This window comes from Pseudomonadota bacterium, assembly GCA_016195085.1.
Taxonomy (GTDB): domain Bacteria; phylum Pseudomonadota; class Alphaproteobacteria; order SHVZ01; family SHVZ01; genus JACQAG01.
Window position 1 is genome coordinate 91,087 of the sequence record JACQAG010000003.1, and the last position, 21,807, is coordinate 112,893.

The 21,807-nt window shown below is 64.0% G+C and carries 23 protein-coding genes and 1 pseudogene; 12 read left to right on the forward strand and 12 right to left on the reverse strand.

The window, feature by feature from the left end; translation table 11 throughout:
* Positions 1–11: 11 nt before the first annotated feature.
* From HY058_01010 to HY058_01020, 3 genes are all read left to right on the forward strand, one after another.
* Positions 12–1,625 (forward strand): ABC transporter substrate-binding protein, encoded by a 1,614-nt coding sequence (locus HY058_01010; protein ID MBI3495867.1) that lies wholly within the window; start codon positions 12–14, stop codon positions 1,623–1,625.
* 174 nt (positions 1,626–1,799) lie between these two features.
* Positions 1,800–2,807, forward strand: coding sequence for a succinylglutamate desuccinylase/aspartoacylase family protein (locus HY058_01015; protein MBI3495868.1), 1,008 nt, complete (start codon positions 1,800–1,802; stop codon positions 2,805–2,807).
* A 4-nt stretch (positions 2,808–2,811) separates the two neighbouring features.
* Positions 2,812–3,738, forward strand: coding sequence for an acetamidase/formamidase family protein (locus HY058_01020; protein MBI3495869.1), 927 nt, complete (start codon positions 2,812–2,814; stop codon positions 3,736–3,738).
* A 102-nt stretch (positions 3,739–3,840) separates the two neighbouring features.
* Here HY058_01020 and HY058_01025 read toward each other — a convergent pair whose 3' ends face one another.
* On the reverse strand, positions 3,841–4,611 hold the full coding sequence (locus tag HY058_01025; protein MBI3495870.1) for a flagellin: 771 nt from the start codon (positions 4,609–4,611) through the stop codon (positions 3,841–3,843).
* Between the two features lie 126 nt (positions 4,612–4,737).
* Positions 4,738–4,986 (reverse strand): hypothetical protein, encoded by a 249-nt coding sequence (locus tag HY058_01030; protein MBI3495871.1) that lies wholly within the window; start codon positions 4,984–4,986, stop codon positions 4,738–4,740.
* Positions 4,987–5,301: 315 nt separating this feature from the next.
* Between HY058_01030 and tolB the strand changes: the two genes are divergently transcribed.
* Complete coding sequence (gene tolB / locus HY058_01035) at positions 5,302–6,615, forward strand: Tol-Pal system protein TolB (protein MBI3495872.1); 1,314 nt, start codon at positions 5,302–5,304, stop codon at positions 6,613–6,615.
* Positions 6,616–6,737: 122 nt separating this feature from the next.
* Here the strand turns inward: tolB and HY058_01040 are convergent, their stop codons facing one another.
* The 4 genes from HY058_01040 to HY058_01055 all read right to left on the reverse strand — a co-directional run bounded on the left by HY058_01040 (position 6,738) and on the right by HY058_01055 (position 11,528).
* A complete protein-coding gene (locus HY058_01040; protein MBI3495873.1) occupies positions 6,738–8,342 on the reverse strand; it encodes an ABC transporter substrate-binding protein in 1,605 nt (534 codons plus the stop codon).
* Positions 8,343–8,441: 99 nt separating this feature from the next.
* Positions 8,442–9,080, reverse strand: coding sequence for a DsbA family protein (locus HY058_01045; GenBank protein MBI3495874.1), 639 nt, complete (start codon positions 9,078–9,080; stop codon positions 8,442–8,444).
* A gap of 102 nt (positions 9,081–9,182) precedes the next feature.
* Positions 9,183–10,478 carry a hypothetical protein gene (locus HY058_01050; GenBank protein ID MBI3495875.1) on the reverse strand — a complete coding sequence of 432 codons (1,296 nt, stop codon included), beginning with the start codon at positions 10,476–10,478 and terminating at the stop codon, positions 9,183–9,185.
* A 264-nt stretch (positions 10,479–10,742) separates the two neighbouring features.
* The gene (locus tag HY058_01055) at positions 10,743–11,528 is read right to left on the reverse strand and encodes a class I SAM-dependent methyltransferase (protein MBI3495876.1); all 786 of its coding nucleotides are present in this window, start codon (positions 11,526–11,528) and stop codon (positions 10,743–10,745) included.
* Here HY058_01055 and HY058_01060 point away from each other — a divergent pair.
* Positions 11,511–12,611, forward strand: a complete 1,101-nt coding sequence (locus HY058_01060; GenBank protein ID MBI3495877.1) for an alginate lyase family protein — start codon at positions 11,511–11,513, stop codon at positions 12,609–12,611. The two genes, HY058_01055 and HY058_01060, sit on opposite strands and share 18 nt — an antisense overlap.
* A gap of 73 nt (positions 12,612–12,684) precedes the next feature.
* The gene (locus tag HY058_01065) at positions 12,685–13,653 is read left to right on the forward strand and encodes an ABC transporter substrate-binding protein (protein ID MBI3495878.1); all 969 of its coding nucleotides are present in this window, start codon (positions 12,685–12,687) and stop codon (positions 13,651–13,653) included.
* A gap of 139 nt (positions 13,654–13,792) precedes the next feature.
* Here the strand turns inward: HY058_01065 and HY058_01070 are convergent, their stop codons facing one another.
* From HY058_01070 to HY058_01085, 4 genes are all read right to left on the reverse strand, one after another.
* Complete coding sequence (locus tag HY058_01070; protein ID MBI3495879.1) at positions 13,793–14,020, reverse strand: nucleotidyltransferase family protein; 228 nt, start codon at positions 14,018–14,020, stop codon at positions 13,793–13,795.
* Positions 14,010–14,630, reverse strand: a complete 621-nt coding sequence (locus HY058_01075; GenBank protein ID MBI3495880.1) for an alpha/beta fold hydrolase — start codon at positions 14,628–14,630, stop codon at positions 14,010–14,012. Before HY058_01075 ends, HY058_01070 begins: the two co-directional genes overlap by 11 nt.
* 308 nt (positions 14,631–14,938) lie before the next feature.
* On the reverse strand, positions 14,939–15,295 hold the full coding sequence (locus HY058_01080) for a redoxin domain-containing protein (protein ID MBI3495881.1): 357 nt from the start codon (positions 15,293–15,295) through the stop codon (positions 14,939–14,941).
* A gap of 39 nt (positions 15,296–15,334) precedes the next feature.
* On the reverse strand, positions 15,335–15,580 hold the full coding sequence (locus HY058_01085) for a hypothetical protein (protein MBI3495882.1): 246 nt from the start codon (positions 15,578–15,580) through the stop codon (positions 15,335–15,337).
* Positions 15,581–15,712: 132 nt separating this feature from the next.
* Between HY058_01085 and HY058_01090 the strand changes: the two genes are divergently transcribed.
* Positions 15,713–16,327 (forward strand): TetR/AcrR family transcriptional regulator, encoded by a 615-nt coding sequence (locus HY058_01090; GenBank protein ID MBI3495883.1) that lies wholly within the window; start codon positions 15,713–15,715, stop codon positions 16,325–16,327.
* Positions 16,324–16,398, forward strand: a pseudogene (locus tag HY058_01095) (thiol:disulfide oxidoreductase). Before HY058_01090 ends, HY058_01095 begins: the two are co-directional and overlap by 4 nt.
* A 187-nt stretch (positions 16,399–16,585) precedes the next feature.
* Here the strand turns inward: HY058_01095 and HY058_01100 are convergent.
* Positions 16,586–16,957, reverse strand: coding sequence for a response regulator (locus HY058_01100; GenBank protein MBI3495884.1), 372 nt, complete (start codon positions 16,955–16,957; stop codon positions 16,586–16,588).
* Between the two features lie 224 nt (positions 16,958–17,181).
* On the opposite strand from HY058_01100, the gene HY058_01105 reads away from it, so the two are divergent.
* Positions 17,182–17,787, forward strand: a complete 606-nt coding sequence (locus HY058_01105; protein MBI3495885.1) for a PAS domain-containing protein — start codon at positions 17,182–17,184, stop codon at positions 17,785–17,787.
* A gap of 111 nt (positions 17,788–17,898) precedes the next feature.
* Positions 17,899–18,318, forward strand: a complete 420-nt coding sequence (locus HY058_01110; protein ID MBI3495886.1) for a MucR family transcriptional regulator — start codon at positions 17,899–17,901, stop codon at positions 18,316–18,318.
* 228 nt (positions 18,319–18,546) lie between these two features.
* Here the strand turns inward: HY058_01110 and HY058_01115 are convergent, their stop codons facing one another.
* Complete coding sequence (locus HY058_01115; protein ID MBI3495887.1) at positions 18,547–19,602, reverse strand: LysR family transcriptional regulator; 1,056 nt, start codon at positions 19,600–19,602, stop codon at positions 18,547–18,549.
* A 130-nt stretch (positions 19,603–19,732) separates the two neighbouring features.
* On the opposite strand from HY058_01115, the gene HY058_01120 reads away from it, so the two are divergent.
* A complete protein-coding gene (locus HY058_01120; GenBank protein ID MBI3495888.1) occupies positions 19,733–20,425 on the forward strand; it encodes a hypothetical protein in 693 nt (230 codons plus the stop codon).
* Positions 20,426–20,463: 38 nt separating this feature from the next.
* Entirely contained in the window at positions 20,464–21,507 is a 1,044-nt protein-coding gene (locus HY058_01125) for a hypothetical protein (GenBank protein ID MBI3495889.1), read from the forward strand.
* Positions 21,508–21,807: the final 300 nt, after the last annotated feature.

Sequence of the window (21,807 nt, forward strand, 5' to 3'; positions counted from 1 at the left end):
GGAGGGATCGCATGTTGTCAATGATGGTTGGCCGGCGCATTGCCGCCGGCTTGGCGTTCGCCGGCCTCGCCGGCCTCGCCGGCCTCATGGGTTCGAGCTGGACGGCGCTCGGCGCCACCACGCTCAAGGTCGTCGCCGAAGCCGAAATGCGCTCGGTCGATCCGATCTGGACCACGGCCGGCGTCGTCTATGCCCATGGCATGATGATCTACGACATGCTCTATGGCGAGGACGAGCTGGGCGTGCCGCATCCGCAAATGGTGGAGAGCCAGACCGCCAGCGCCGACGGCCTCACCTGGACCTTCACGCTCCGGCCGGGCTTGAAGTGGCAGGACGGCACGCCGGTGACGGCGCGCGACGTCGTGCCCTCGATCCGCCGCTGGGCGGCGCGCATGGCGGTCGGCGCGGTGATGATGGACCGGACGGCCGAGATGAAGGCGCTCGACGATCGGCGCTGGGAGATCCGCTTCAAGGATCGGTTCGGCCCGGTGACCAACGTGCTCGCCAATTCCGGCACCCCGCTCTTCGTCATGCGCGAGAAGGATGCGCTGACCGACCCCTTCCAGCAGGTGCTGGAAACCGTCGGTTCCGGCCCGTTCATCTTCAACAAGGACGAGTGGGTCCCCGGCAGCACCTGGACCTATCGCCGCAACCCCGACTACCTCGCCCGCAGCGGGCCGCCCGCCGGCCATTCCGGCAGCAAGGCAACCAAGCTCGACCGGGTGGAATACACCTACCTGCCCGACCAAGCCGTGGCGGTGCAGAGCGTGATCCGCGGCGAGATGGACATCGTCCAGTTTCCGCCGACCGATCTCGTGAAGCTCTTGAAGAACAGCCCCAACGTGAAGGTCGAGATCACCAACAAGCTCGGTCGTCTGGGCATTCTCCGGCCGAACTTCCTGGCGGCGCCGATGGACAACCCGAAGATCCGCCAGGTGCTGCTCTACGCCATGGATCAGAGCCAGATGCTGAATGCCGTGGTGGGCAATCCCGAGCAGGAGATCGTCTGCTGGTCGGGGCTCGCCTGCCGGGTGCCGCTCGACACCAAGGTCGGCCTCGGCGACTTCGCGCAGCCGACGGCGAACAAGGAGAAGGCCCGGGCGCTGCTCAAGGAGTCGGGCTACAAGAACGAGACGATCGTGCTCATGAACCCGACCGACCAGCCGCAGATCACCATCTTCGCCCAGCTCGCCGCCCAGCAGCTGAAGGAGGTCGGCTTCAACATCGACATGCAGAGCATGGATTGGGCAACCCTGGTCTCGCGCCGCTCGGTCAAGGACAATCCCAGCGCCAACCGCTCCGGCTGGCACGTCTTCATCACCACGTCCACGACCGGCTTCCAGGGCGAGCCCTTGGCGAACAACGCCCTCAATACCACCTGCGACGGCAAGAACTGGTTCGGCTGGCCCTGCGATGAGGAGCTGAACAAGATCCGCTTGGAGTTCGTCACCGCGGGTACTTCCGAGCAGCGCCTGGAGATCGCCGGGCGTCTCAACAAGCGCTTCTACGAGGTGGTGCCCTACGTCAACACCGGACAGTTCGTGACGCCGGCGGCCTACCGCACCAACATCTCCGGGATCATCGATCTCGGCTACCAGGTGCTTTGGGCGGTGGAGAAGAAATAGGAGCACTGATAGTACCCCCCACCCTAACCCTCCCCCGCAAGGGGGGAGGGGATACGAAAATACTTCGTCTCCTAACTCCCTCCCCCCTTGCGGGGGAGGGTAGGGGGGGGGTGATCCGATGGGCACGGATTAGGTTCAACCCAGCTTCGGCGTGAGGAGACGCAGTCAGCCGCCATGACCACCCGTCCGACCCGCCTTTCCACCGATATCGACTTCGATCGCGACGGCAAGCAGGTCTCCAATATCTTCATGGCGTGGTCGCGCAACGCCTCGGCCTATGGCGAGGTGCAGATCCCGATCGCCTGCATCAGGAATGGGCCGGGCAAGACCATGCTCTACACCGCCGGGACCCACGGCGATGAATATGAAGGGCAGGTGGCGCTGCTCGATCTCATCCGCGCGCTCGAGCCGGGAGAGATCCGCGGCCGCGTCATCATCGTGCCGGCGGCGAACTTTCCCGCGGCGATGAACGGCTCCCGGCTCTCGCCCTACGACAACGGCAACCTCAACCGGGCGCATCCGGGCGACCCGGATGGCGGGCCGACGGCGCAGATCGCCTATTACATCGGCCAGACTTTGGTGCCCATGGCGGACGCCTATCATGACCTGCACGCCGGCGGGTCCTCGCTCGATTATCTGCCCTTCGTCTCCAGCCACCTTTCCGGCAATGCCGAGCTGGATCAGCGTCAGCTCGCCGCGGCGAAGGCGTTTGCGCCGCCGATGGTGGTGATCGGCAAGTCCTCCGACGACCGCCTGGCGCAGCGCGCCGCGCATAAGCGCGGCATCATCGCCTTCGGCGGCGAATTCGGCGGCCGCGGCGCGGTCACCATTTCAGGGGTCAAGCTGGTCGCGACCGGTATCCGCAACATGCTGCACTTTCTCGGCATTCTGCCGGATTGGCAGCCGCCCAAGCCGAAGGCGCCGACCCGGCTCATGCAGATCGCCGGGCGCCGCTATTTCGTCTACGCCCCGGCCAATGGCCTCTTCGAGCCCGCGGTCGAGCTGGGAGATGAGGTCATAGCCGGGCAGAAGGCGGGAAGACTGCACTTCATCGAAGATCCCATGCGGCCGCCGATCGAGCCCACCTTCGCCATCGCGGGGACGGTCGTCTGCAAGCGGGTGCAGGGGCGCTGCGAGCGCGGCGACTGTCTGGCCCATCTCGCCACCCCGTATGCGGGTTGAGCCGATGCCGCCTCTCCCCGTCCATATCCTCGGCCGCGAGCGCATCGAATACGCCTTCGATCGGAGCCACGAGCCGCTCATCACCGTGACCGCACCCTGCGAGCTCTTGATCGACACGCATAATTCGCGCCGCGGCCGGCTGAACAAGCCGGAAGACGAGGAGGCTTGCCGGCCAGACCCCAAGGATCGCTTTCCCCAATCCAATCCGATGACCGGCCCGGTCGGCATCCTCGGTGCGGAGCCGGGCGACGCGCTCGCCGTCGACATTCTCGACATCCAGGTGGACGAGCAAGGCTATGTCGGCGTCTTCCCCGAGGTCGGAATCGTCCAGGACGTCACCAACCGCCGCACCGTCGTCATGCTGCCGGTCAAGGACGGGCAGGTGCATTTCAAGGATCTGAGGTTGCCCTTGAAGCCGATGATCGGCGCCATGGCCTGCGCGCCGGCGGGAGAGCCGATCTCGGTCGGCCTCATCGGGCGGCATGGCGGCAATATGGACAACAACCGGGTGACGGTCGGAACCAAGGTGCATCTGCCGATCCGGGTCGGCTCGGCGCTTTTCTACGTGGGCGACGTGCACGCGACCATGGGCGATGCGGAGATGAGCGGCTCTGGTGCGGAGATCGGCGCGCGCGTGCACCTGAAGCTCGAGCTGGTGAAGGGGGCGGCCAGGGAGTGGCCGTGGATGGAGACCGCGGACCGCATCATCACCACGGCCTCGGCGCCGAAATTCGAGGCGGCCGCCGAGCTCGCCACAAGCTCGATGATGATCCTTTTGCAGGAGCGCTTGCAGGTGAGCGCGGTCGATGCCTTCGCGCTTCTGTCGATCGCCGGCGATCTCCGGGTCAATCAGTATTGCTCATCGGAGCGGCTCGGCACCTCGGTCAGGATGGAGTTCCCCAAGCTCAACGCCGGGATGACGCGGGCTTAGTACCGGGTATCGCAAGCGCGCGAGACACCCCCTCCCCAACCTTCGTGTTCGAGCGTTACCGGAAGAGGCTGACCAGGGCCTTTGGTGCCGCGTTGGCGATGTTCAGGGTCTGGATCGAGAGCTGCTGCTGCACCTGCAGAGCCTGCAGCTGCGAGGAAGCCCGCGCAGATCCGCATCGACGATGCTGCCGAGGCCGACATTGCTCGCGTCCGACAGCTGCGAGATGAACGAGTCCTGGAAGTTGATCGCCTTGGTGTCGGCGCCGAGATTGCCGAGCACGGTGGCGATCGAGGCTTGCGCCAGCTGCAAGGCCGACAAAGCCTGTGCGGCCTGCACCGTCGAGCTGATGTTCTGGTTCCCGAGGTTGATGGAGTCGAGCGAGAACGAGGAGTTCGAGCGGATGGCCAAGGTCGAGCCGTCGATGTTGGCGATGACGTTGATCGACGATGACCCGGCCGACAAGAGGTTGCGGCCATTGTAGGTCGCGTTGGCGATGAAGGTATTGATCTGGGCGACCAGATTCTGGAAGTCGGCATTGAGGATCGACTGCTGGGCGGTCGAGTTGCCGGCGTTCTCGCCCTGGGTGATCTTCGCTTGGATGTCGCCCAGGATATCGGAGATCGCATTCGCGCCGGCGAGGCTGACCGTCGCCACGCCACGTCCATTGGCGATGCCTTGGCTCACCGCCGCATAGGCCTTGATCGACCCGCGAATGCCTTGCGCAATCGCAAAGCTGGAGGCGTCGTCCACCGCGCTCGCGACCTTGAGACCGGTGGCGACCTGGTTCTGGACGGCGTTCAAGCGCGCATTGATGATGTTGAGGTTCTGCAGCGCGACGAACGCACCGACATTGGTATTGATCGAGCTGGTCATGGGCTCACTCCTTCTGTAGCAGCCCGGGACACCGCTGTTTTAGCGGCCCATCGATGCGTGTCCGTCGTTACTTGGGGTGTGCGCTGATCCTAGGGATGGAAGGTGGACGACCGGTCGGCGGGGCGCCTAGGCCGATATGTTGAGCGTCTGCCCGAGATTGGATTTGCTGGAGCTCTGGGTCGGGGACGACCCGGCCGGGCTGGAGCTCGGGCCCTGCTGGGCGGCTTGCTGGGCCTGGGCCGTCTGGGCCGCCTGAACCGCCACCTGCAGCGGACTGGTCCAGGCCTGGCCGGCCTGTCCCGGCGCCGCACCGGGTGTCGGCGTCGGTGGGAGATTGGGGGTGTGGATCGGGGAGGAGATTCCGGAGACGCTCATGGCATTGTACCTCTTGCGCTGGGGGGCCTCGTGCCGGGCATGGACGTGTTTTGTCGAGCGCCCGGACGGCGAAACCCTAGCCGCGCGCCAGGGGGTCGTCTTTCCTCCGAAAGGTGGAACGACGGTCCGGACGAGACCGACCGCCACCGGGGTTGCGCCTCAATTTCGCCCCGTTGGTCAATAACCTTGCGAATCACCACCGGAACGCATTAGGACGGGACAATGGCCGACGCACCGCAAGACCCAAGCCGCTCGCCCTCCCTGCAACCGGCCGCCGCCGGGAGGGGATTCTGGGCCCTCAGCCGCCGGGATGCGATGACCGGCCTGCTGGCGCTACCCCTGGCAGGACTCGCGGCCGGACCGGCCCGGGCCGAGCTCCATATCGACATCACCCGCGGTAAGATCGAGCCGGTCCCGATCGCCATCACCACCTTCACCTCGACCAGGCCCGAGGAGACCCGGGTCGGCCGCGACATCTCCGAAGTGATCTCCGCCAATCTCGAGCGCTCCGGCCTGTTCAAGCCGATCGACCCGAAATCCTTCGTGCAGACGCCGGAATCCTTGAAGGTGCAGCCGCGCTTCGCCGATTGGCGGGTGATCAGCGCCCAGGCGCTGGTGCAGGGCAATGTCGAGAACCAGGCGGACGGCCGGCTCAAGGTCGAGTTCCGGCTCTGGGACGTGTTCGCCCAGCAGCAGATGACCGGGCTTGCCTATTTCACCGTGCCGGGGAACTGGCGGCGGGTGGCGCACATCGTCTCCGATGCGATCTACAAGCGGATGACCGGCGAGGACGGCTATTTCGACACTCGCATCGTCTATGTCTCGGAGAGCGGCCCCAAGACGAAGCCGGTCAAGCGGCTGGCGATCATGGACCAGGACGGCGCCAACCATAAGTTCCTGACCGACGGCGCCTATCTCGTGCTGACGCCGCGCTTCTCGCCGACCGCCCAGGAGATCACCTATCTCTCCTATTACCGCGATCAGCCCCGGGTCTATCTCTTCAACATCGACACCGGCCGCCAGGAGCTGGTCGGCAACTTTCCCGGCATGACCTTCGCGCCCCGGTTCTCGCCCGACGGCCAGAAGGTGGTCTTCAGCCTGTCGAAAGACGGCAAGTCCGAAATCTATGCCATGGACTTGCGCACGCGACAGGTCACCCGACTGACCAACGGCAGCTCGATCGACACATCGCCGTCATATTCGCCCGATGGTCAGCGCATCACCTTCAATTCCGATCGCGGCGGCAATCCGTACCTCTATACGATGAACGCGGACGGCGGCAACGTACAGCGGATCAGCTTCGGCGAGGGGTTGTACTACACGCCGGTCTGGAGCCCGCGCGGCGATCTGATCGCCTTCACCAAGCAGCGGGCAGGGGTGTTCGCTATCGGCGTCATGCGGCCGGACGGCAAGGGCGAGCGCATTCTAAGCGAGAGCTATCTCGACGAGGGACCGACCTGGGCGCCCAATGGCCGCGTCCTCATGTTCTTTCGCCAGCAGAAATCCGATCCGCAAGGCAGGGGCGGCTCGGTCAGGCTGCACTCGGTCGACCTCACCGGATTCAATCAGCGGGAAGTCATCACGCCCTTGGACGCATCCGACCCCGCCTGGTCGCCGCTGCTGCCGTAGCGCCGTGCGAATGCCCCCACCCTAACCCTCCCCTGCCTAAGGCGAGGGAGGGGACACGAGGCGTGAGTTCTGCTCCCTCCCCCGCGCCCTACGCGGGGGAGGGTAGGGGTGGGGGCAGCATCTCAGCCCTGCTTCTCGACGTTCCAGTAGACCTGCCAGGGAACCTCGAGCACGCCCTTTAGCGTGTTGCGGTAGGCGACGGGCTGGAAGAACTGGCCCAAGGGCACGTAGTGCACGAACTCTGCCGCCCGGCGCTGCAGCTGCTCGGCGATCGCCTTGCGCTTGGCCATGTCGGGCTCGCCGGCAAAGGCGTCGCGCAGCTTCTCGGTCTCCGGGTCGCAGGGCCAGCCGAACCAGCTCTTGCGCTCGCAGGCGCCGGAGATATTGAAGTTGCTGACCGGCGGCCCCAGCTCGAGCCCGGTCGAATAGGTGTGGTACATGCTCCAGCCGCCCTGGCCGATCGGGTCCTGCTTGCCGCGCCTCAGCACCAATTGGCCCCAATCCATGGCCTCGATGTCGATGTTCAATCCGAGCTCGCGCAGCCGCTGGATCGTCACCTCGGTCAGATCGCGGATCACCTTGAAGTCGGTTGGCTGCAGGATGACGATCTTTTCGCCCTTGTAGCCCGCTTCCTTGAGCAGAGCCTTGGCCTTCTCCAGATTGGGCTTCTTGAAGTCGTCGGTGCCGGCCTCGCTCGCATAGGGCGTGCCGCAGGTGAGCCAGGCGTGGCAGGCCTTCCAGTAGGTCGGATCGCCGCCGATCGCGGCTGCCATGTAGTCTTCCTGATTGACCGCGTAGAGCAGCGCCTGGCGCGCCTTCATGTTGTCGAAGGGCGGCAAGATGAAGTTCGGCCGGAGATAGGCAAGGAAGCCGGATTTGTTGTGGATGGCGAGAACGATGTCCTTGTTCTTCTTCAAGACCGGCACGAGGTCGTTCGCCGGCGTCTCCAGGAGATCGACCTCGCCCGCCTGCAGCGCCGCCACGGCCGTGTTCGAATCCGGAATGATGATCCATTCCACGCGCTCGGTCTTGGCGATCTTGCCGCCGGCATAGAAGTTCGCCGGCTCGGCGCGCGCCACGTAGTCGGGGTTCTTGACGAACACCACCTTGCTGCCGGGGACCCACTCGTCCTTCTTGAAGAGGTAGGGGCCGGAGCCGACGATGTCGGTGACCGCGGTGTTGACGTCGACCAGCGCCTCCTTCTCGCGCATGATGTAGCTCGCCATGCCGATCGTCTTGGCGAAGGAATCGATCACCAGGCCCCAGGGCTGCTTCAAGGTGAGCGTGAAGGTGCGGTCGTCGACGGCGGCCAAGGTCATGCCGAGCTCGACCATCTTCTTGCCATTGAGGTCGCGGCCGGCCCAGCGCTTGACCGACGCGACCGCATCGGCGGACTTGACCGGCTGGCCGTCGGAGAATTTGAGGTTGGGCCTGAGCTTGAAGGTGTAGGTGAGGCCGTCGGCGCCGACCGAATAGCTCTCCGCCATCTGCGGCTTCGGCTGCCCTTCGGTGTCCTGGGCCAAGAGCGTGTCGTAGATCATGTAGGCGAATTCGCCGGTGATCCCCGCATTGTTGACGAAGGGATCGAGGATCCTGACATCGGCTTGCGGCACCACCTTCAGCGGCTTCGGCTGGGCCGCCGCATCGCCCGCCGCCAACGCTCCTAAGGTCATGGCTGCGGCCGCGGCCGCCACCGATGCCAATCGACGCCCGCTAGTCCCCGCCATTTTTCGCCTCCCGTGGTCGAGGTTTCCTTTTGGAAAGTGTGCTCCCGCCGTCGACCCGTTGCAACGGCGACTTTGGCGGGCGCGCTTGCGGCCGGACGGTCAAGCCCGCTCCTCGATCGCCGCCACGAGCCAATCCACCCGGTCCTTGCCGAAATAGCGGGCACCGTCGAGGACGAAGGTCGGCACCCCCGGGCACTGGAGCCGGTCGAATTCTTCCAGCGCTGCCCAGACCTCGCGGCCCGGCACCTCGCGCATGGCCTCGGCGAGGAGGCGGTCGCCCTCGAGACCGGCGCGCTCCGCCGCCCAGGCGATGGTCTCGGGGAGATTCACATCCATTCCTTCGACCCATGCCGCTTCAAACAGCGCCTGGTCGAGCGCGTGCTCGCGGCCGGATTCCCGTGCCGCATAGTAGGCCCTGGCCGGCAGCTCCTCGCGCTGCCAATCCGTCTTGGCCCAGTGCTGCGCACGCTGGAGCAGCGTACCCGGAGGAGGATAAACCAAGGGAATGGCGTGGCGCTTGGCCCACCTTGCCGCGTCCTCGCGGTGGTAAGAGCCCATCGCCGGTGTTTCTCTGCCGCCGACGAGATCGGCGACGAGCAGGCCGCGCTCGCGCGGTATCAAGAATGGCCGGCGGACGAGTTGGACCGTCGGCCGCTCTGCCAAGGCGCGCCGCAGCAGCACCGAGCCGATATAGGCATTGGGCGAATGATAGATGGTGTAGGCGTGGACCTGCAGCATGGCATGGGTGGCGCTGGTGGGCGCGGCGGATTCTAGCCGAAGTCGCGAAGGCGGTCGCGCCCCGGGAGCCCTGAGCTCGAGGGCGCTACATGACCCCCGCGCTCAGAATTGGGTGAAGCGCATCAGCTGCAGCTGACGGCCGCCGGGCAGGGTCACCGTGGCGGTTGTCTGCGAGGTGAACTGCACGGTGACCTGGCCTTGCGCCAGCGCGGTCAAGCTGGGACGCGGCCCACTGGTGAGCGTCTCGCCGCCGGCGTATTCGCTGAGCGTGGCCATCAGCACGAGGCTGGTGCCGGAGCCGAACACCCCGGTGCTGGTGCTCGGCGTCCCCTGGGCCACATACCAGCGGGCAGTCCCGTCGCTGGCGTACATATAGGTCGCAAGGAAGATCTGGCTTCCTTGCATTTCGATGAACCAGCCCGTGCCGCTCTCGGCGGCATTCCAATACCACCCGGTCTGCGGCGCCGAAGTCAGCGCCGGCGGCGTGACGCCGCCGCTGGTGAAGGGATAGCGCGTGATCAAGGTGCTGGGCGCGGTGGTGCCGAAGGCACTGCCGCTCCAGCGGATTGTGGCTTGGGTGGTGCTGGCGAAGGAGATCGCCACGGTGGCGACCTGGCCCAACTGGCTTGCCGGCTGCGGATTGCCGGCGAGCGTGCCGCCGCCCGCATATTCGTAGAGCGGGGCTGAAAACTCGGTGCCGGTGAGAGTGCCGGTGGCGATATACCAGACGCTGGTCCCGTCGACGCGATACATGTAGGCGGCGAGCATCAGATGCCCGTTTTCGACCTCGAGCGCATAGCCGCGTCCGGGCTCCGCCGACGACCACCACCAGCCGGATTGCGGTGTGATTCCGGTCGCGGTGCCCGCGCCGATCGTGGCCAAGGTTTGCCAATTCGCATATTGCCGGAAGCTGCTGGCGCTGCCGTTGGCGACGGCGATGATCTGGATCGCCGTTCCGGATGGCTGGTTGGCGAGATTGAAGAGCCTGAAGCCGGAGAAATGCAGGATGGCGTTGGCAGGGAGATCGCTCGAGATCTGATAGTTGACCACGCCCGTGGACGCGCCATTCTCGGTGACGATGGCTCCGCTCGCCGTTGCGCTGATCGCGGCACCGCTGGCATCGGTGATGCTGAGGCTCGGCACGGCGACATACTGGCCGTGGCTGAGGTAAAGCGACAAGGTGGCGTTGGTCCAGCTCTGACCGGACGCAAGCGCCCCCACATCGAGGTCGTAGCCGGTGTTGGTGAGGTTCTCGACGGCAGTGGCATTGCTGGCCGCGGTCAGCGACGCCGGGTTGCTGACCGTGCCGACCATCGTGATGCTGCCGATGGCGAGGGCGCTCCTGGGAAGCGGCAAGAGGAGGAGCGCAAGCAGAGCGAACCTGAAGAAGCGGGCCATCGGCTGTTTCCCTTCTGGAAATGCGGCCTCGTCCGACGATCGATCGATCCACTCGCCGGCGATGTGACGGCGGTCACACCTGGCGAAGGAAGCGCGTCCGACACCCGATCCGCGCGCAAGAAGCGGGCCGTAGGCTAGATCTCTGCAAAACCTCGCCTCCCTCGACCTCGAGCGGTGCCATGATGGGGTGTCGCTCGGCAAATTCTGCCGAACCGGCCGTTCCGAAGTTCGACGGTGATGCCGGCGAACTTCGAAACCGGCACTCTAGCGATCGGCGTGGCAGAGGCAGATCTGGTGCCGGCTCCGGCTTTCGAAGGGTTCTCGGGAAAAGTCGCCGAAGCGCTGCTCCAGGTGCAACCCGGCGCGCTTCAGGACGAGCGGCAGCTCCTGCGGGAAGATATTTCGCAAATGCAATGGCACGGTGACGAAGTCCGGCCGCTCCGGGGTCGAGAAGAACCACGTGCTGCGGCTGATCTGTTGGGCCGCGTCGTAATTCGTGGTCTCCTCCAGCAGAATCCGGCCGTGTTTGGGGTGGGTATAGCGCCCGACCTCGAAGCGCTGCTCGGGATCGCGGCCGAGGATGCGGAGCGCGGGATTGAAGACATCGAGAGCGAAGATGCCGCCCTTCGCCAGATGCCGCGCGGCCGCGGCAAGGCAAGCGGTCAGATCCTCGGCGCTGGTGAGATGGAGGAGAGAATTGGTGGCGATGAAGATGAAGCCGAAGTGCCGGCCGAGATCGAAGCGCCGCATATCGGCTTCGACCCAGGTGACCTCGGCGCCCGCTCCCTTCGCCCGGTCCTTGGCGGATGCGAGCATGGTCGGCGAGGAGTCGAGGCCGACGATGTCGAGGCCCGAGCCGGCCAGCGCTATGGTCAAGCGGCCGGTGCCGCAGGCAAGCTCGAGCACGCCGCCCTCGTGCCGGAGCGCCTCTTCGCGGTAGAACCCTTCCGCGAGGCCTGGAGCGATGACCAGGTCATAGAGGTCGGGATGGTCGTAGAGCGATGGTTCGTTCATGGCAGCAAGGAGCGTGGCTTGGCTGACCACCATCATAGAGCGGGTCCTTCGGGCCGGCCGCCGCAACCTCGGTGGCTTGGCGGGTTCCTCGTCGCTCTCTTTCTCATTGCCGGCCCCGTGCCGGCGTCTGCCGGGACGCCCTACGCGCTCATCTCGCCGGAGCGCGTCGCCGCTCTTGCTTCCCGCCCGGATACGCCAGAGGGCAAGACGGAGATCCGGTTTGCGAACAGAGTGCTCGACCAGGCCCCGAAGGCGCTCACGCGCATCCATGTCGAGGGCACCCTGCCGCATCAGGCAATCTATGACGAGAGCAACGAAGCCAAGCGCGACTGGCCGGTCATGCTCGATCTGGCACTTGCCTACCGGCTGACCGGCGATGAGCGCTACCGGGCGCAGGCCGAGCGGTTCCTCTTCGCCTGGGTCGATGTCTATGTCGTAAGCTTCAACCCCATCGACGAGAGCGAGCTTGACCATCTCATCCTCGTCTACGATCTCCTGCGCGGCAGCCTGGCGGCGCCGGGGGACACCAAGATGCATGCGTTCCTTGCGACCATGGCGAGGGGCTATATCGGCCGCATCGCGGCTGCGAAAAAGCTCGATACCGGCAATTGGCAAAGCCATCGGATCAAGCTGGTGACGCTTGCCGCCTATGCCTTGGGCGATCCGGAGCTCATCGGCCAGGCCCGCGCGCTCTTTCAGGCGCATGTCGGTCGCAATATCGGCGCCGACGGGGCGGTCTGGGATTTCTCGGAGCGCGACGCCTTGCATTACGTGACCTACGACCTCGAGCCCTTGTCGGTCGCAGCACTTGCCGCGAAGGCCCATGGCGAGGATTGGTCCACCTTCGAAGCGCCGAACCGCGGCTCGCTGGCGAAGGCGCTGGCCTGGCTCGTGCCTTACGCCGAAGGGCGGCAGACCCATGCGGAGTTCGTGAATTCCCGGGTCAAATTCGACGCGGTCCGGCGCGATGCCGGTGTCGCCGGCTTCGCCGGATTCTGGGAGCCGAAGAGTGCGACCTATCTCTATGGGCTCGCCAGCCGCTTGGACCAACGCTATGCGCCGCTCGCGGCCAAGCTTGCGGGCTGGCACCGGCCCTGGCTGGCGCTGTGCTTGGACTAGGGTGGGCTCGCAAACGCGCGGCCGCATTTGAAATGGTATTGTTGCCGCGTTTATGCTGATCCGAGGGGATCAAATGACGCGGCGAGATTTCATCTTGCTTGTCGGGAGCGCGGCGGCGTGGCCGCGCATGGCGGGTGCGCAGCCGGCAAAGATGCTGCGCGTCGGTACGGCCAACGTGCAATCGAGATCGGCGCCGCAATGGGTGGCTTTCGAGCGACGCATGGCAGAGCTTGGGTATCAAGAAGGCAGGAATTTCACGTTCGACTTCATGCAAATCTCGGGCACTGAAGCATGGGAAGCTAGCTACCGAGAAGCAGTCGCGCGCAAGGCGGACATCATCGTTGCGGCCGGCCCGGAGCTCAGTCTGAAGTCGGCGCTCGCAGCCACAGACAAGCTGCCGATTGTGATGATTGCGGTCGACTACGATCCGGTCGAACGCGGATACGTCGCGAGCCTTGCGAGACCGACAGGCACCGTCACCGGCGTCTATTTTCAGAGCACAGAGCTGGCGGGCAAGCACCTGCAGTTGATGAAGGAGTCATTCCCGGATTTGGCAACGGTGGCGGTGTTCTGGGATCGGCCGTCGGCCGACTATTGGGCGGCCTTGCAAGCCGTCGCGCCCCGGCTCGGAGTGCGGCTCGCCGGCGTCGAGTTCCGCGAGCGGCCCTACGACTACGAGCGGGCAATCGCTGAGGTGGCGCCGGACAATCGCCAATTCCTCTTGGCGCACGCGTCGCCATTCTTCTTTCTCGATCGGGTGCGTCTGGCCGAATTCGCGCTTCAGCACCGCATGGTTTCGATGCTCGGCACGCGCGAATCGGTCCTCGCAGGGGGCCTGATATCCTACGGGCCGAGCCTGACGGGAATGTTCGCGCTTGCTGCAAACTACGTCGATCGCATTGCGACGGGGACCAAGCCAACGAATATGCCGATCGAGCAGCCAACGAAATTCGAGCTGGTCATCAATTTGAAGACCGCCAAGGCGCTTGGCGTCAACATGCCAGCGATGGTGCTGGCGCGTGCCGACGAAGTGATCGAGTAACAATGCTGTTTGCTGCGGCGGACGAGTCCGGAGCTGGCATTTCTGCGACATGGCGGGACACGCGAACGACGGCCGCACACAACTCTGAGGCGGTCATTTGCGCGACGCGACGACCATTGCCCTCTTATGAGTTCATGCGCTAGCCGGACGTGACCGTAAGCCATGACCCGCGCGCCCGGTAGCTCGCGGCCTTGACCTGGAATAGCGCGCCTTGATCGTTGATGGTGTTTGGTCTCGGTAAGCCGGCATAGAACTCTGCGAGGCCGTAGGGCGCATACACCTCATGAGAGTGCTCTGAGGAGACATGAATGCCGACGCACGTGCAGGGGATGCGAAATCGGTCGATGCCGTCGCGGCTACAGCGCAAGCGAGGTCAGGAACGCTTTGACGGCCGCCCAGTTCTCCTCCGCGCCCTTCGGGTTGCGGTCTAGGCTTAACGTCGATGAGCCATGGACGCCGGCGATGCGCGGCACGAATTGGATTTTCTGGCGCCCCGGCGCGGAATCGAGGATCGCCTTTGCCTGTGCCACCTCGGCACCTTCCTTTGCCGAGGTGACGTATATCGGAATGGAGAGTTGCGCGGCCGCCCGTCGCACGCTCGTCGCACCATCGAGATATTCACCAGGCGAAAAAGCCAGAAGCGCCTTCACCTCGTCGGGATGCTTGGCCGCAAGCAGAAAGACGAGCGCTGCGGAGTAGCTGCTGCCCCAGACGATTGCCGGTCCGGAGCGGCCTGTCGATCTTGCCCATAGGAGAGCGGCTTCAAGATCGCCGTAGGCTTTGCCATAGCCCTCGCTGTGCCCGAGGCGCTGCACCGTCTCGTTGTCATGCCCGAAGAGCGATCCACCGGAGCGCTGATCGATCGCTAGTGCATCGAAGCCAAGCGTCAACAAGTTCGGCGCGATCGTCGCGTATTCAGCGCGGTTCGATCCGGCCTGGTGGAAGAGCAGTATGAGCGGCCGGCCCGGGGCGCCCATCGTGTAGTAGTCGGCGAATACGGTGACGTTGTCGCTTGCTTTGAATGACACAGCAGTCTGCGCGGCACTTGCCGCCGATGCGGACAGCCCTATAGCCAGACACCAGACGAGCTGTAAGCGGCGTACAAAGCTCGTTCTCGTCCCCCAAGCATCCTCATAATAGAAACGTGCCGTATAACTCTAATCGAGTCGCCTTAGGTTCCATCCGCGCTCCACGACATGGTCGATGGCGGCCGGTCGAAATCGGGGGCGATAGGCCCTCATAAAACGCCCTCTCGAGGCGACGCGCCGCCTCGGGAAGGGTGGAGCTAGAGGCGGCGAAGGATTGCCAGGGTCTCCTCAGGATCGGGTCGCGTCGTGTAGTCCGGATCGGCTTCGACCGCCGCAACGATGCCGCCCATGCGGATTACGATCCTCGCCGGAATCGATAGCCGCCAGCTCGCATCACCATTGAAGCGTTGCAGGTCGAGGCCGAAGCCGGAGTAGATCGTCTTCAGACTCGCGGGCAGCTCGAAGGCAAGGCCATAGGCCTCGCCGACGGCATTACCCGGGTCGGTGAGGATGGGAAATGTCAGCTTGTGCGTCTCCGCGCCGGCCTTAGTGAACTCGGGCAACTGCGGGGTCAACGCCACCAGCTCGGCGCCGAGGTTCTTGATATCCGCCAATACGAGTTGCAGAGCCTCCAGCTCATGCCTGCAATAGGGTCACCAAAAGCCTCGAAAGACCGTCAACACCACGGCACCGCCCGCAAGCAGGCCCGCGAGGCCTACCGTTGTGCCGTTCTGGTCCTTGAGCGAGAAGTCGGGTGCTTTCATTCCGGGCTTGATGACACGCTCCAAAATTCCGGAAGCACGAAGCTCCGCCGTTGCGGCATCCATCTTCGCTTTCACGTGTTCCGGCGTCTTCGAGGCGGCCTTCATGGCCGCAAGAGATTGACGAAGGCTCATCATTCGAGTCCTTGAAAGTGGTTGAAGATTGCTGTCGCAGCATCCGGAGCGTACACGGCTCCTCGCATCTCGGCTATTGTTTTTTAGATCGTTCGATATAAAATACAACGTGTCTTGAACCCGCGATGGAGACCAATGGGAAGGCCACGAGAATTCGACGATGCGGCTGTGCTCGATGCGGCGACGGACTGCTTTTGGCAGCGCGGGTACAAGGCGACGTCTATTCGTGATCTCGCCATGCAGATGGGGATAACGGGTCCGAGCCTCTACAACGCGTTCGGGGGAAAGCGCGCGCTTTTTCGCCTGATTCTCGAGCGCTACGTGGAGCGCTCCATGCGCGCGCGCATTCAGCGGTTGGAGTCGAGCCTTCGGCCTAAACAGGCCATTCGGGCCTTCCTTGCCGAAATCGTCGAGCGCTCGCTCGACGATCGCCACCGACGCGGCTGCCTGCTCGTGAACTCGGCTCTCGACGTCGCACCGCACGACCGGGAAATCGGCGCGGAGATCGCGGATCGGTTGGGGGAGATCGAGACTTTCTTTCGGCGACGAATCGTGGCCGCACAGGTCGAAGGAACCGTGCCGCCGGATCGCGATGCCAAGGATACCGCACGTGTGCTGTTGGGGGTGACCCTGGGAATCCGCGTGCTTGCCCGATCGAAACCCGACCGCCAGTTGCTGGAAGGTATGGCACGGCCCGCTCTGGCGCTGCTCAACTGGCCGCGTCGCTCCAGGAAGACGAAGCACCGATGATCGATCTCTATTACGGGACGACGCCGAACGGCCACAAGATTACGATTTTCCTCGAGGAGGGCGGACTTCCTCAGGGTAGCAATCGAACCCACGAGACCCTTTCGAGTTTGCCCGCCTTCAAGAGCAAATGTCCTCTGGCACGAAGCCGCAGTACCGTCAGAGCGCAGGTTATTCCGCTTTTGGGAGTGAAGCGGACAGACCCGCAATTTCAGGAGATCGACGCGTGATGGCGAGCTCCGAAGCTAAGCGGCGCTCGGCTCAATTCCGGTACCCCGACGTGTCGAGCGCCTCCAAGACGGCGTCCCGCAAGGCACGGTCAGTAAATGGCTTGGCGAGGATCGCTGCGGGGCCAGTCGTCGCCGCCAACTTGAGGAGGTCTGCACTCCCGCCGGAGATGGCGATGATGGGTACGGAGGGGTCGAGCCCGCGGAGCACGCTGATCGTCTGGATGCCATCGATGCGCGGCATGATCAGGTCGGTAATGACCAGGTCCGGACGGCACCGCGTGAAGCGGTCGATCCCTTCGAGGCCATCGGACGCAGTCCGAACCGCATGGCCTTCGCCCTCCAGCATGGCCCGCACCAGCTTGCGAAAGCGCGGATCGTCCTCGATCACGAGCACGGTCGCCACGGTACGATCACCTCCCCATGAGAACCTATTGCATACGGCGATATGTTGCAATCTAAAGTAATTTCCCGTAAAAGATGAATTCGGCACCGGTGAGGTTTGAATTTACATAGAAATTCGGACCAGAACTCGCGCGTTCCCGCCTTGAGGCCGCCGGGTAACGGTGTTTCTAGCTGGAAACGACGAAGGGAGCGGCAGCCATCGCTAATAAGGAATTAGCTACGAGGATGAAGGTCGGCAGGACTTCGCCCAACCTCGACTGGGGGCGCATCGCAGAATGGACAGCCTGCATTGTCGAGGGTGACCTCGCGCCGATCGGGAAAATCTTTAACCAGGCTGGTGCCGATGCGCCTGAGGCCCTCTGGAATCCTACGGCCGACCAGATGACGGCACCGCCGTTGCGTTTCCTGATCAACCATTGGCACGGTCTCGCACGCGGCGGTGTCCTCCCTTATCTCCGAGAGATTGACCCACTCGCGCTACGCCCAGCGCTCGGCTACCTCATGCTGCTCGATGCCGTCGATGGCGGCCTCGACTTCCGCTATCGCCTGTATGGCAGCATCATCGCGGAGATCTCAAAACTCGAAATGACGGGAAAGCTCCTCTCGGAACACCCGGCGAGCTCCTACACCACCGAGTTCGGGATCGCCGCATCGCGCGCCGCGCTCTGCCGACGCGCGGCGCTCTACACCACGCGCAAGCCGATGATGGCCGAAGTCACCTCGCAATGGCAGAGAGTGGCTCTGCCGCTCGTCGATGACAGCGGTGTCGCGGTACGCCTTCTCGCCGGAACGGTGGCGATCGGGCTCGACGGACGGATGATCAGCGGCTGATCCTCTTCGAGGTGACCTTCTATCCCGACGTCTCGATCTATCTGGTCCGACTTCTGCTGCCTGCGAGCTGCGCTACCGTGCGCCGCCATTCGAATGCTGGAGACCTATGCGATGGCAGAAGAGGACGTCGACCGCAAGAATCTGCTCGCGCTCACAACCGACATTGTAGCCGCGCATGTCGCTCACAACACCGTCACCGTCGCGGATCTGCCCATTTTGATCAGACAGGTACATGCCTCGCTCGCATCTCTCGGTTCAGCGTCCGAAGAGAATCCAGCACGACCCACACCGGCCGTTGCCATCAAGCGCTCGATAACACCCGACTTGCCGACTTGCCTGGAGGACAGGAAGAAATTCAAGATGCTCAAGCGCCATCTGAAGACGACGTTCAATCTAACCCCGCAGCAGTACCGGGAGCGCTGGGGCCTGCCATCTGACTATCCGATGGTCGCGCCGAATTATTCGGCCGAGCGTTCGCAGATGGCCAAGGACATCGGGCTGGGAACGCGAAAGCGGGCCAAAGGAAAATAGCGCCGCTTGCGGATTTGAAAGCGATTACCCAGGGCGCGGACTCTTAACAGTGTAACTAACTGCGACTGGTTTCAACCTCAATGCGGACGTAGCATGGAGGGTGCCGACACTTCGCTATTTGTTGACCCGTTGCTGACCTCGGATGTCGGTTGCAAGCAACACATCGACATGTCCGTGATATGCGTAGCCCCGAGCGCCACCCCCTGTCGGTGCATGTGACCCACGCCCTCAATCGAGATTGGGTCGCCGTGCCGCTGGCACGCGACCGGGCGATCTACGGCCTCGCGGCCCGAATCGTTCGCGCTCGGATCCCGCGACGAGCTGTTCTAGCCCCGTGTGTATGAAAGGAGCGACCAGCGCGCGCGGGTCCGACGTCAGATCGGGATCCTGTCGGAAGCGCTCGAGCATGAACTTCACGAAGCTTCGTACGCGCGCTGGCAAGTGGCGACGGTTCGGGTAGTGCATGAAGAGATGCGCGGGCTGCGAAATCCAGTCCGTGAGCAAGGGCATCAGGGCACCCGAGCGAAACAACGGCAGCACCAGCGGAAGCGGCGCAAACGCCAACCCGTGTCCGTGCACGGCCGCGGTCACCAGCGTGGTCACGTCGTTCGCTAGAAAATTGCCGCCGATCGGCGGTGAGACCGGCGCCTGTTCCGGGCCCAAGCGCCAGCCGAGCGCGCCTGCGGGCGCGCTTCGCCGCAGCCGCAGGCAGTTATGGCGCGCGAGATCCGCAGGCGTCTGCGGCATTCCGCGTTGCGCCAGATAGGACGGCGCCCCGCACACCACGAAATGCAGCGGCGCGATCTCGCGAACCACCATGGTTCCATCCTTGATTTGGCCGGCGCGGATACCGATGTCGTAGCCTTCGGCGATCATGTCGCTGATCGCATCGTCGAGGTGCAGTTCGACTTCGATCTCCGGATAGAGGCGGCTGAACGCCGGGAGCAGCGGCAAGACATAAGTGCGGCCGAAGGGCGAAATCGACGTGACGCGCAGCCTCCCGGCCGGCGCACGCGCCTTGTCCTTCACGACCGACTGCGCGCTCTCGAGCTCTCGCAAAGGTTCAGCACAGCGCTGGTAGAACACGCGCCCTTCCTCGGTCAGGCTGAGTTTTCGGGTGGAACGCTGCAGCAGCCGCACGCCGAGCCGGCGCTCGAGGCGTTGCACATTCTTGCTCACCGCGACCGGCGAGACGCCAAGCTCCTTGGCGGCGGCCGCAAAGCTGCCAGCCGCGACGGTGCGCACGAACCCGATCACGCCACGAATGCTTTCAACGCCGACCATGATTGCAAACCTTAGGTTAGGACTGATTGTAGCAGCGTCGATCTAAACTGCCAGACCTCGATCATGCAAGATCCGCGGCACGGCACGCGCCGTCCCATTCGATGCGTGCTCATTTCTCGAGGACAATCGGGTGGCATGGCTGTTTCTGGTCTTCACTGGTCTCGTCGTTGCCGGAATTGCGGCAGCGATCGTGCGGTACCTCGACAAAGGTCGGCGCAAGATCGCCCTCCTCGTTCTTGCCGCGTGGGTCCTCTACACGGGATCGCTCGGATTTTCGGGGATGCTGGCGAACCCGACTGCGGTGCCGCCGCGGATCGCCTTGATCCTGATCCCGGTCCTACTGGGCGCGCTGTTCCTGGCGGGCAGCGACGCCGGACGCGACCTGGCGCTGAGCATTCCCGTAAGCCTGCTGATCGGGGCACAGATGTTTCGTGTCATCGTCGAACTCTTCATCCATCAATTCTGGAGCGCCGGGCTGCTGCCCAAAATGCTCACCTACGAAGGGGCAAATTTCGACATCGTCGCCGGCTTGTCCGCGCCGGTTGTTGCCTGGCTCATCGCCAGCAGGCGACTCTCGAGCAGGCTCGCGCTGGCCTGGAACGTGTTTGGTCTGGTGCTGCTCGCCAATATTGTGGTCAGGGCGATTCTGACGACACCGGCATTGCAAGCGCTCGTCACCGAGGTGCCAAACCGCGCGCTGGGAATGTTTCCGTTCACGTTCATTCCCGGCCTCATGGCTCCGCTGGCGCTCACCCTTCATGTGCTCGCGATCCGCGCGCTGCTTGCAGGCGCTCGCGCAGAGCGTGCTCCGCAACCCTTATGAGTCGATCCCTCAAGATCACCCACGAATGGAGAAACATCATGCTGACGGCACGCTTCACCGTTGGTCGCGCACTCGCCGGAGTGGCCCTTGTCGGCGGACTTTGGTTGAGCCTTGTTGCCGATAGTACGGCGGGCGGCGCGAAGCTGGGAATCGAGACGGTGCCGCTCAAGGATGCACGCGGCCGAGACGTCACCACGGAAGTCTGGTACCCGGCGAGCGACACCGCAGTCGAGAGCGCCTTTACGGCGCGTCCGTTCTTCCAGCCAATACCGCTCTCGCGCGGCGCGCCGTATTGCTGCGGGAACGAAAAGAGCCGTCCCCTGGTCGTCATCTCGCACGGAATCTTCGGGAACCGATTCTCGCAAGGCTGGCTTGCCCGCGAGCTAGTTTCCCATGGCTACATCGTCGCGACCGTCACGCATCCGAACACGACTGCGGACGACATCACACCAGCCGGGATCTATCGCCTCTGGGATCGCGCCGAGGATGTCAGTGTTGTCCTCGATCATCTTCTCTCGCATCCGAATTGGTCGGCGCGGGTCGATCCAGCACGCATTGGATTTGTCGGGCATTCGTTCGGCGGCGGGACGGGAGTGATGCTGGCAGGAGGCATGCACGACGCGGAAGCGCTGATCCGCTTCTGCAAGACACCTGCCGCGGCCAAGGATACCTATTGCGAGCCGCTGGCGAAACTCGACCCGCAACGCCTCGATTTGCGGCTAGCCAAGACCTCGTACCGAGACCAACGCATCCGCGCGTTCTACATCATGGCCTCGGCTCGGGCGCAGGGTTTCAGGGCCGAGACTCTGCGCTCAATTCGCATGCCGTTCGTCGTGGACTCCGCAATGCTCGACGAGATCCTCGACAACGCGGTCAACTCCCAGGTCTTTGTTGGCGAAATCCCGGGCGCGTCCGGGGTCGACCGTCCGGTTGGCCATTTTGTCTACGTGCCACTCTGCGTGTCGGGACCGGTTCCGCCCCAAGCGGCAAGCATTTGCACCGACCCATCCGGTGTGGCCCGCGATAACGTACATCAGCTAGTTGGCGACGCCGTCGTTCAATTCCTTCAGAAACATCTCTAGGTGGCGCACGGCTATTGCGTAGGGCGCTGCGCAAAGTTCCGCTTCTGTTAAGGCACTTCTGCGACATGGCGGGGCACACGAACGAAGGCCGCTCACAACCTGGAAGCGGTCAATTGCACGACAAGACGACCAGTACCCGCTCATGAGTTCACCCCCCTACTAGGCCGAACTTTACCCATTTTTCGAGCAAGGCGCTGATGTGACTCGCATTTGGTTGCGGGTCCTGACTACAGCGTCGGTTGGAGGGCGAGCAGATCGAAGGCGCGGCGCTGGGTTTGGGTCGGTGTGGCGAGCACGGGG

Bases quoted from the DNA above. Each gene is read 5' to 3' on its own strand.
- HY058_01010 (MBI3495867.1), top strand. From the start codon at position 12: ATGTTGTCAATGATGGTTGGCCGGCGCATTGCCGCCGGCTTGGCGTTC.
- HY058_01015 (MBI3495868.1), top strand. From the start codon at position 1,800: ATGACCACCCGTCCGACCCGCCTTTCCACCGATATCGACTTCGATCGC.
- HY058_01020 (MBI3495869.1), top strand. From the start codon at position 2,812: ATGCCGCCTCTCCCCGTCCATATCCTCGGCCGCGAGCGCATCGAATAC.
- HY058_01025 (MBI3495870.1), bottom strand. From the start codon at position 4,611: ATGACCAGCTCGATCAATACCAATGTCGGTGCGTTCGTCGCGCTGCAG.
- HY058_01030 (MBI3495871.1), bottom strand. From the start codon at position 4,986: ATGAGCGTCTCCGGAATCTCCTCCCCGATCCACACCCCCAATCTCCCA.
- tolB (MBI3495872.1), top strand. From the start codon at position 5,302: ATGACCGGCCTGCTGGCGCTACCCCTGGCAGGACTCGCGGCCGGACCG.
- HY058_01040 (MBI3495873.1), bottom strand. From the start codon at position 8,342: ATGGCGGGGACTAGCGGGCGTCGATTGGCATCGGTGGCGGCCGCGGCC.
- HY058_01045 (MBI3495874.1), bottom strand. From the start codon at position 9,080: ATGCTGCAGGTCCACGCCTACACCATCTATCATTCGCCCAATGCCTAT.
- HY058_01050 (MBI3495875.1), bottom strand. From the start codon at position 10,478: ATGGCCCGCTTCTTCAGGTTCGCTCTGCTTGCGCTCCTCCTCTTGCCG.
- HY058_01055 (MBI3495876.1), bottom strand. From the start codon at position 11,528: ATGATGGTGGTCAGCCAAGCCACGCTCCTTGCTGCCATGAACGAACCA.
- HY058_01065 (MBI3495878.1), top strand. From the start codon at position 12,685: ATGACGCGGCGAGATTTCATCTTGCTTGTCGGGAGCGCGGCGGCGTGG.
- HY058_01075 (MBI3495880.1), bottom strand. From the start codon at position 14,630: ATGGGCGCCCCGGGCCGGCCGCTCATACTGCTCTTCCACCAGGCCGGA.
- HY058_01085 (MBI3495882.1), bottom strand. From the start codon at position 15,580: ATGATGAGCCTTCGTCAATCTCTTGCGGCCATGAAGGCCGCCTCGAAG.
- HY058_01090 (MBI3495883.1), top strand. From the start codon at position 15,713: ATGGGAAGGCCACGAGAATTCGACGATGCGGCTGTGCTCGATGCGGCG.
- HY058_01105 (MBI3495885.1), top strand. From the start codon at position 17,182: ATGAAGGTCGGCAGGACTTCGCCCAACCTCGACTGGGGGCGCATCGCA.
- HY058_01110 (MBI3495886.1), top strand. From the start codon at position 17,899: ATGGCAGAAGAGGACGTCGACCGCAAGAATCTGCTCGCGCTCACAACC.
- HY058_01115 (MBI3495887.1), bottom strand. From the start codon at position 19,602: ATGGTCGGCGTTGAAAGCATTCGTGGCGTGATCGGGTTCGTGCGCACC.
- HY058_01125 (MBI3495889.1), top strand. From the start codon at position 20,464: ATGCTGACGGCACGCTTCACCGTTGGTCGCGCACTCGCCGGAGTGGCC.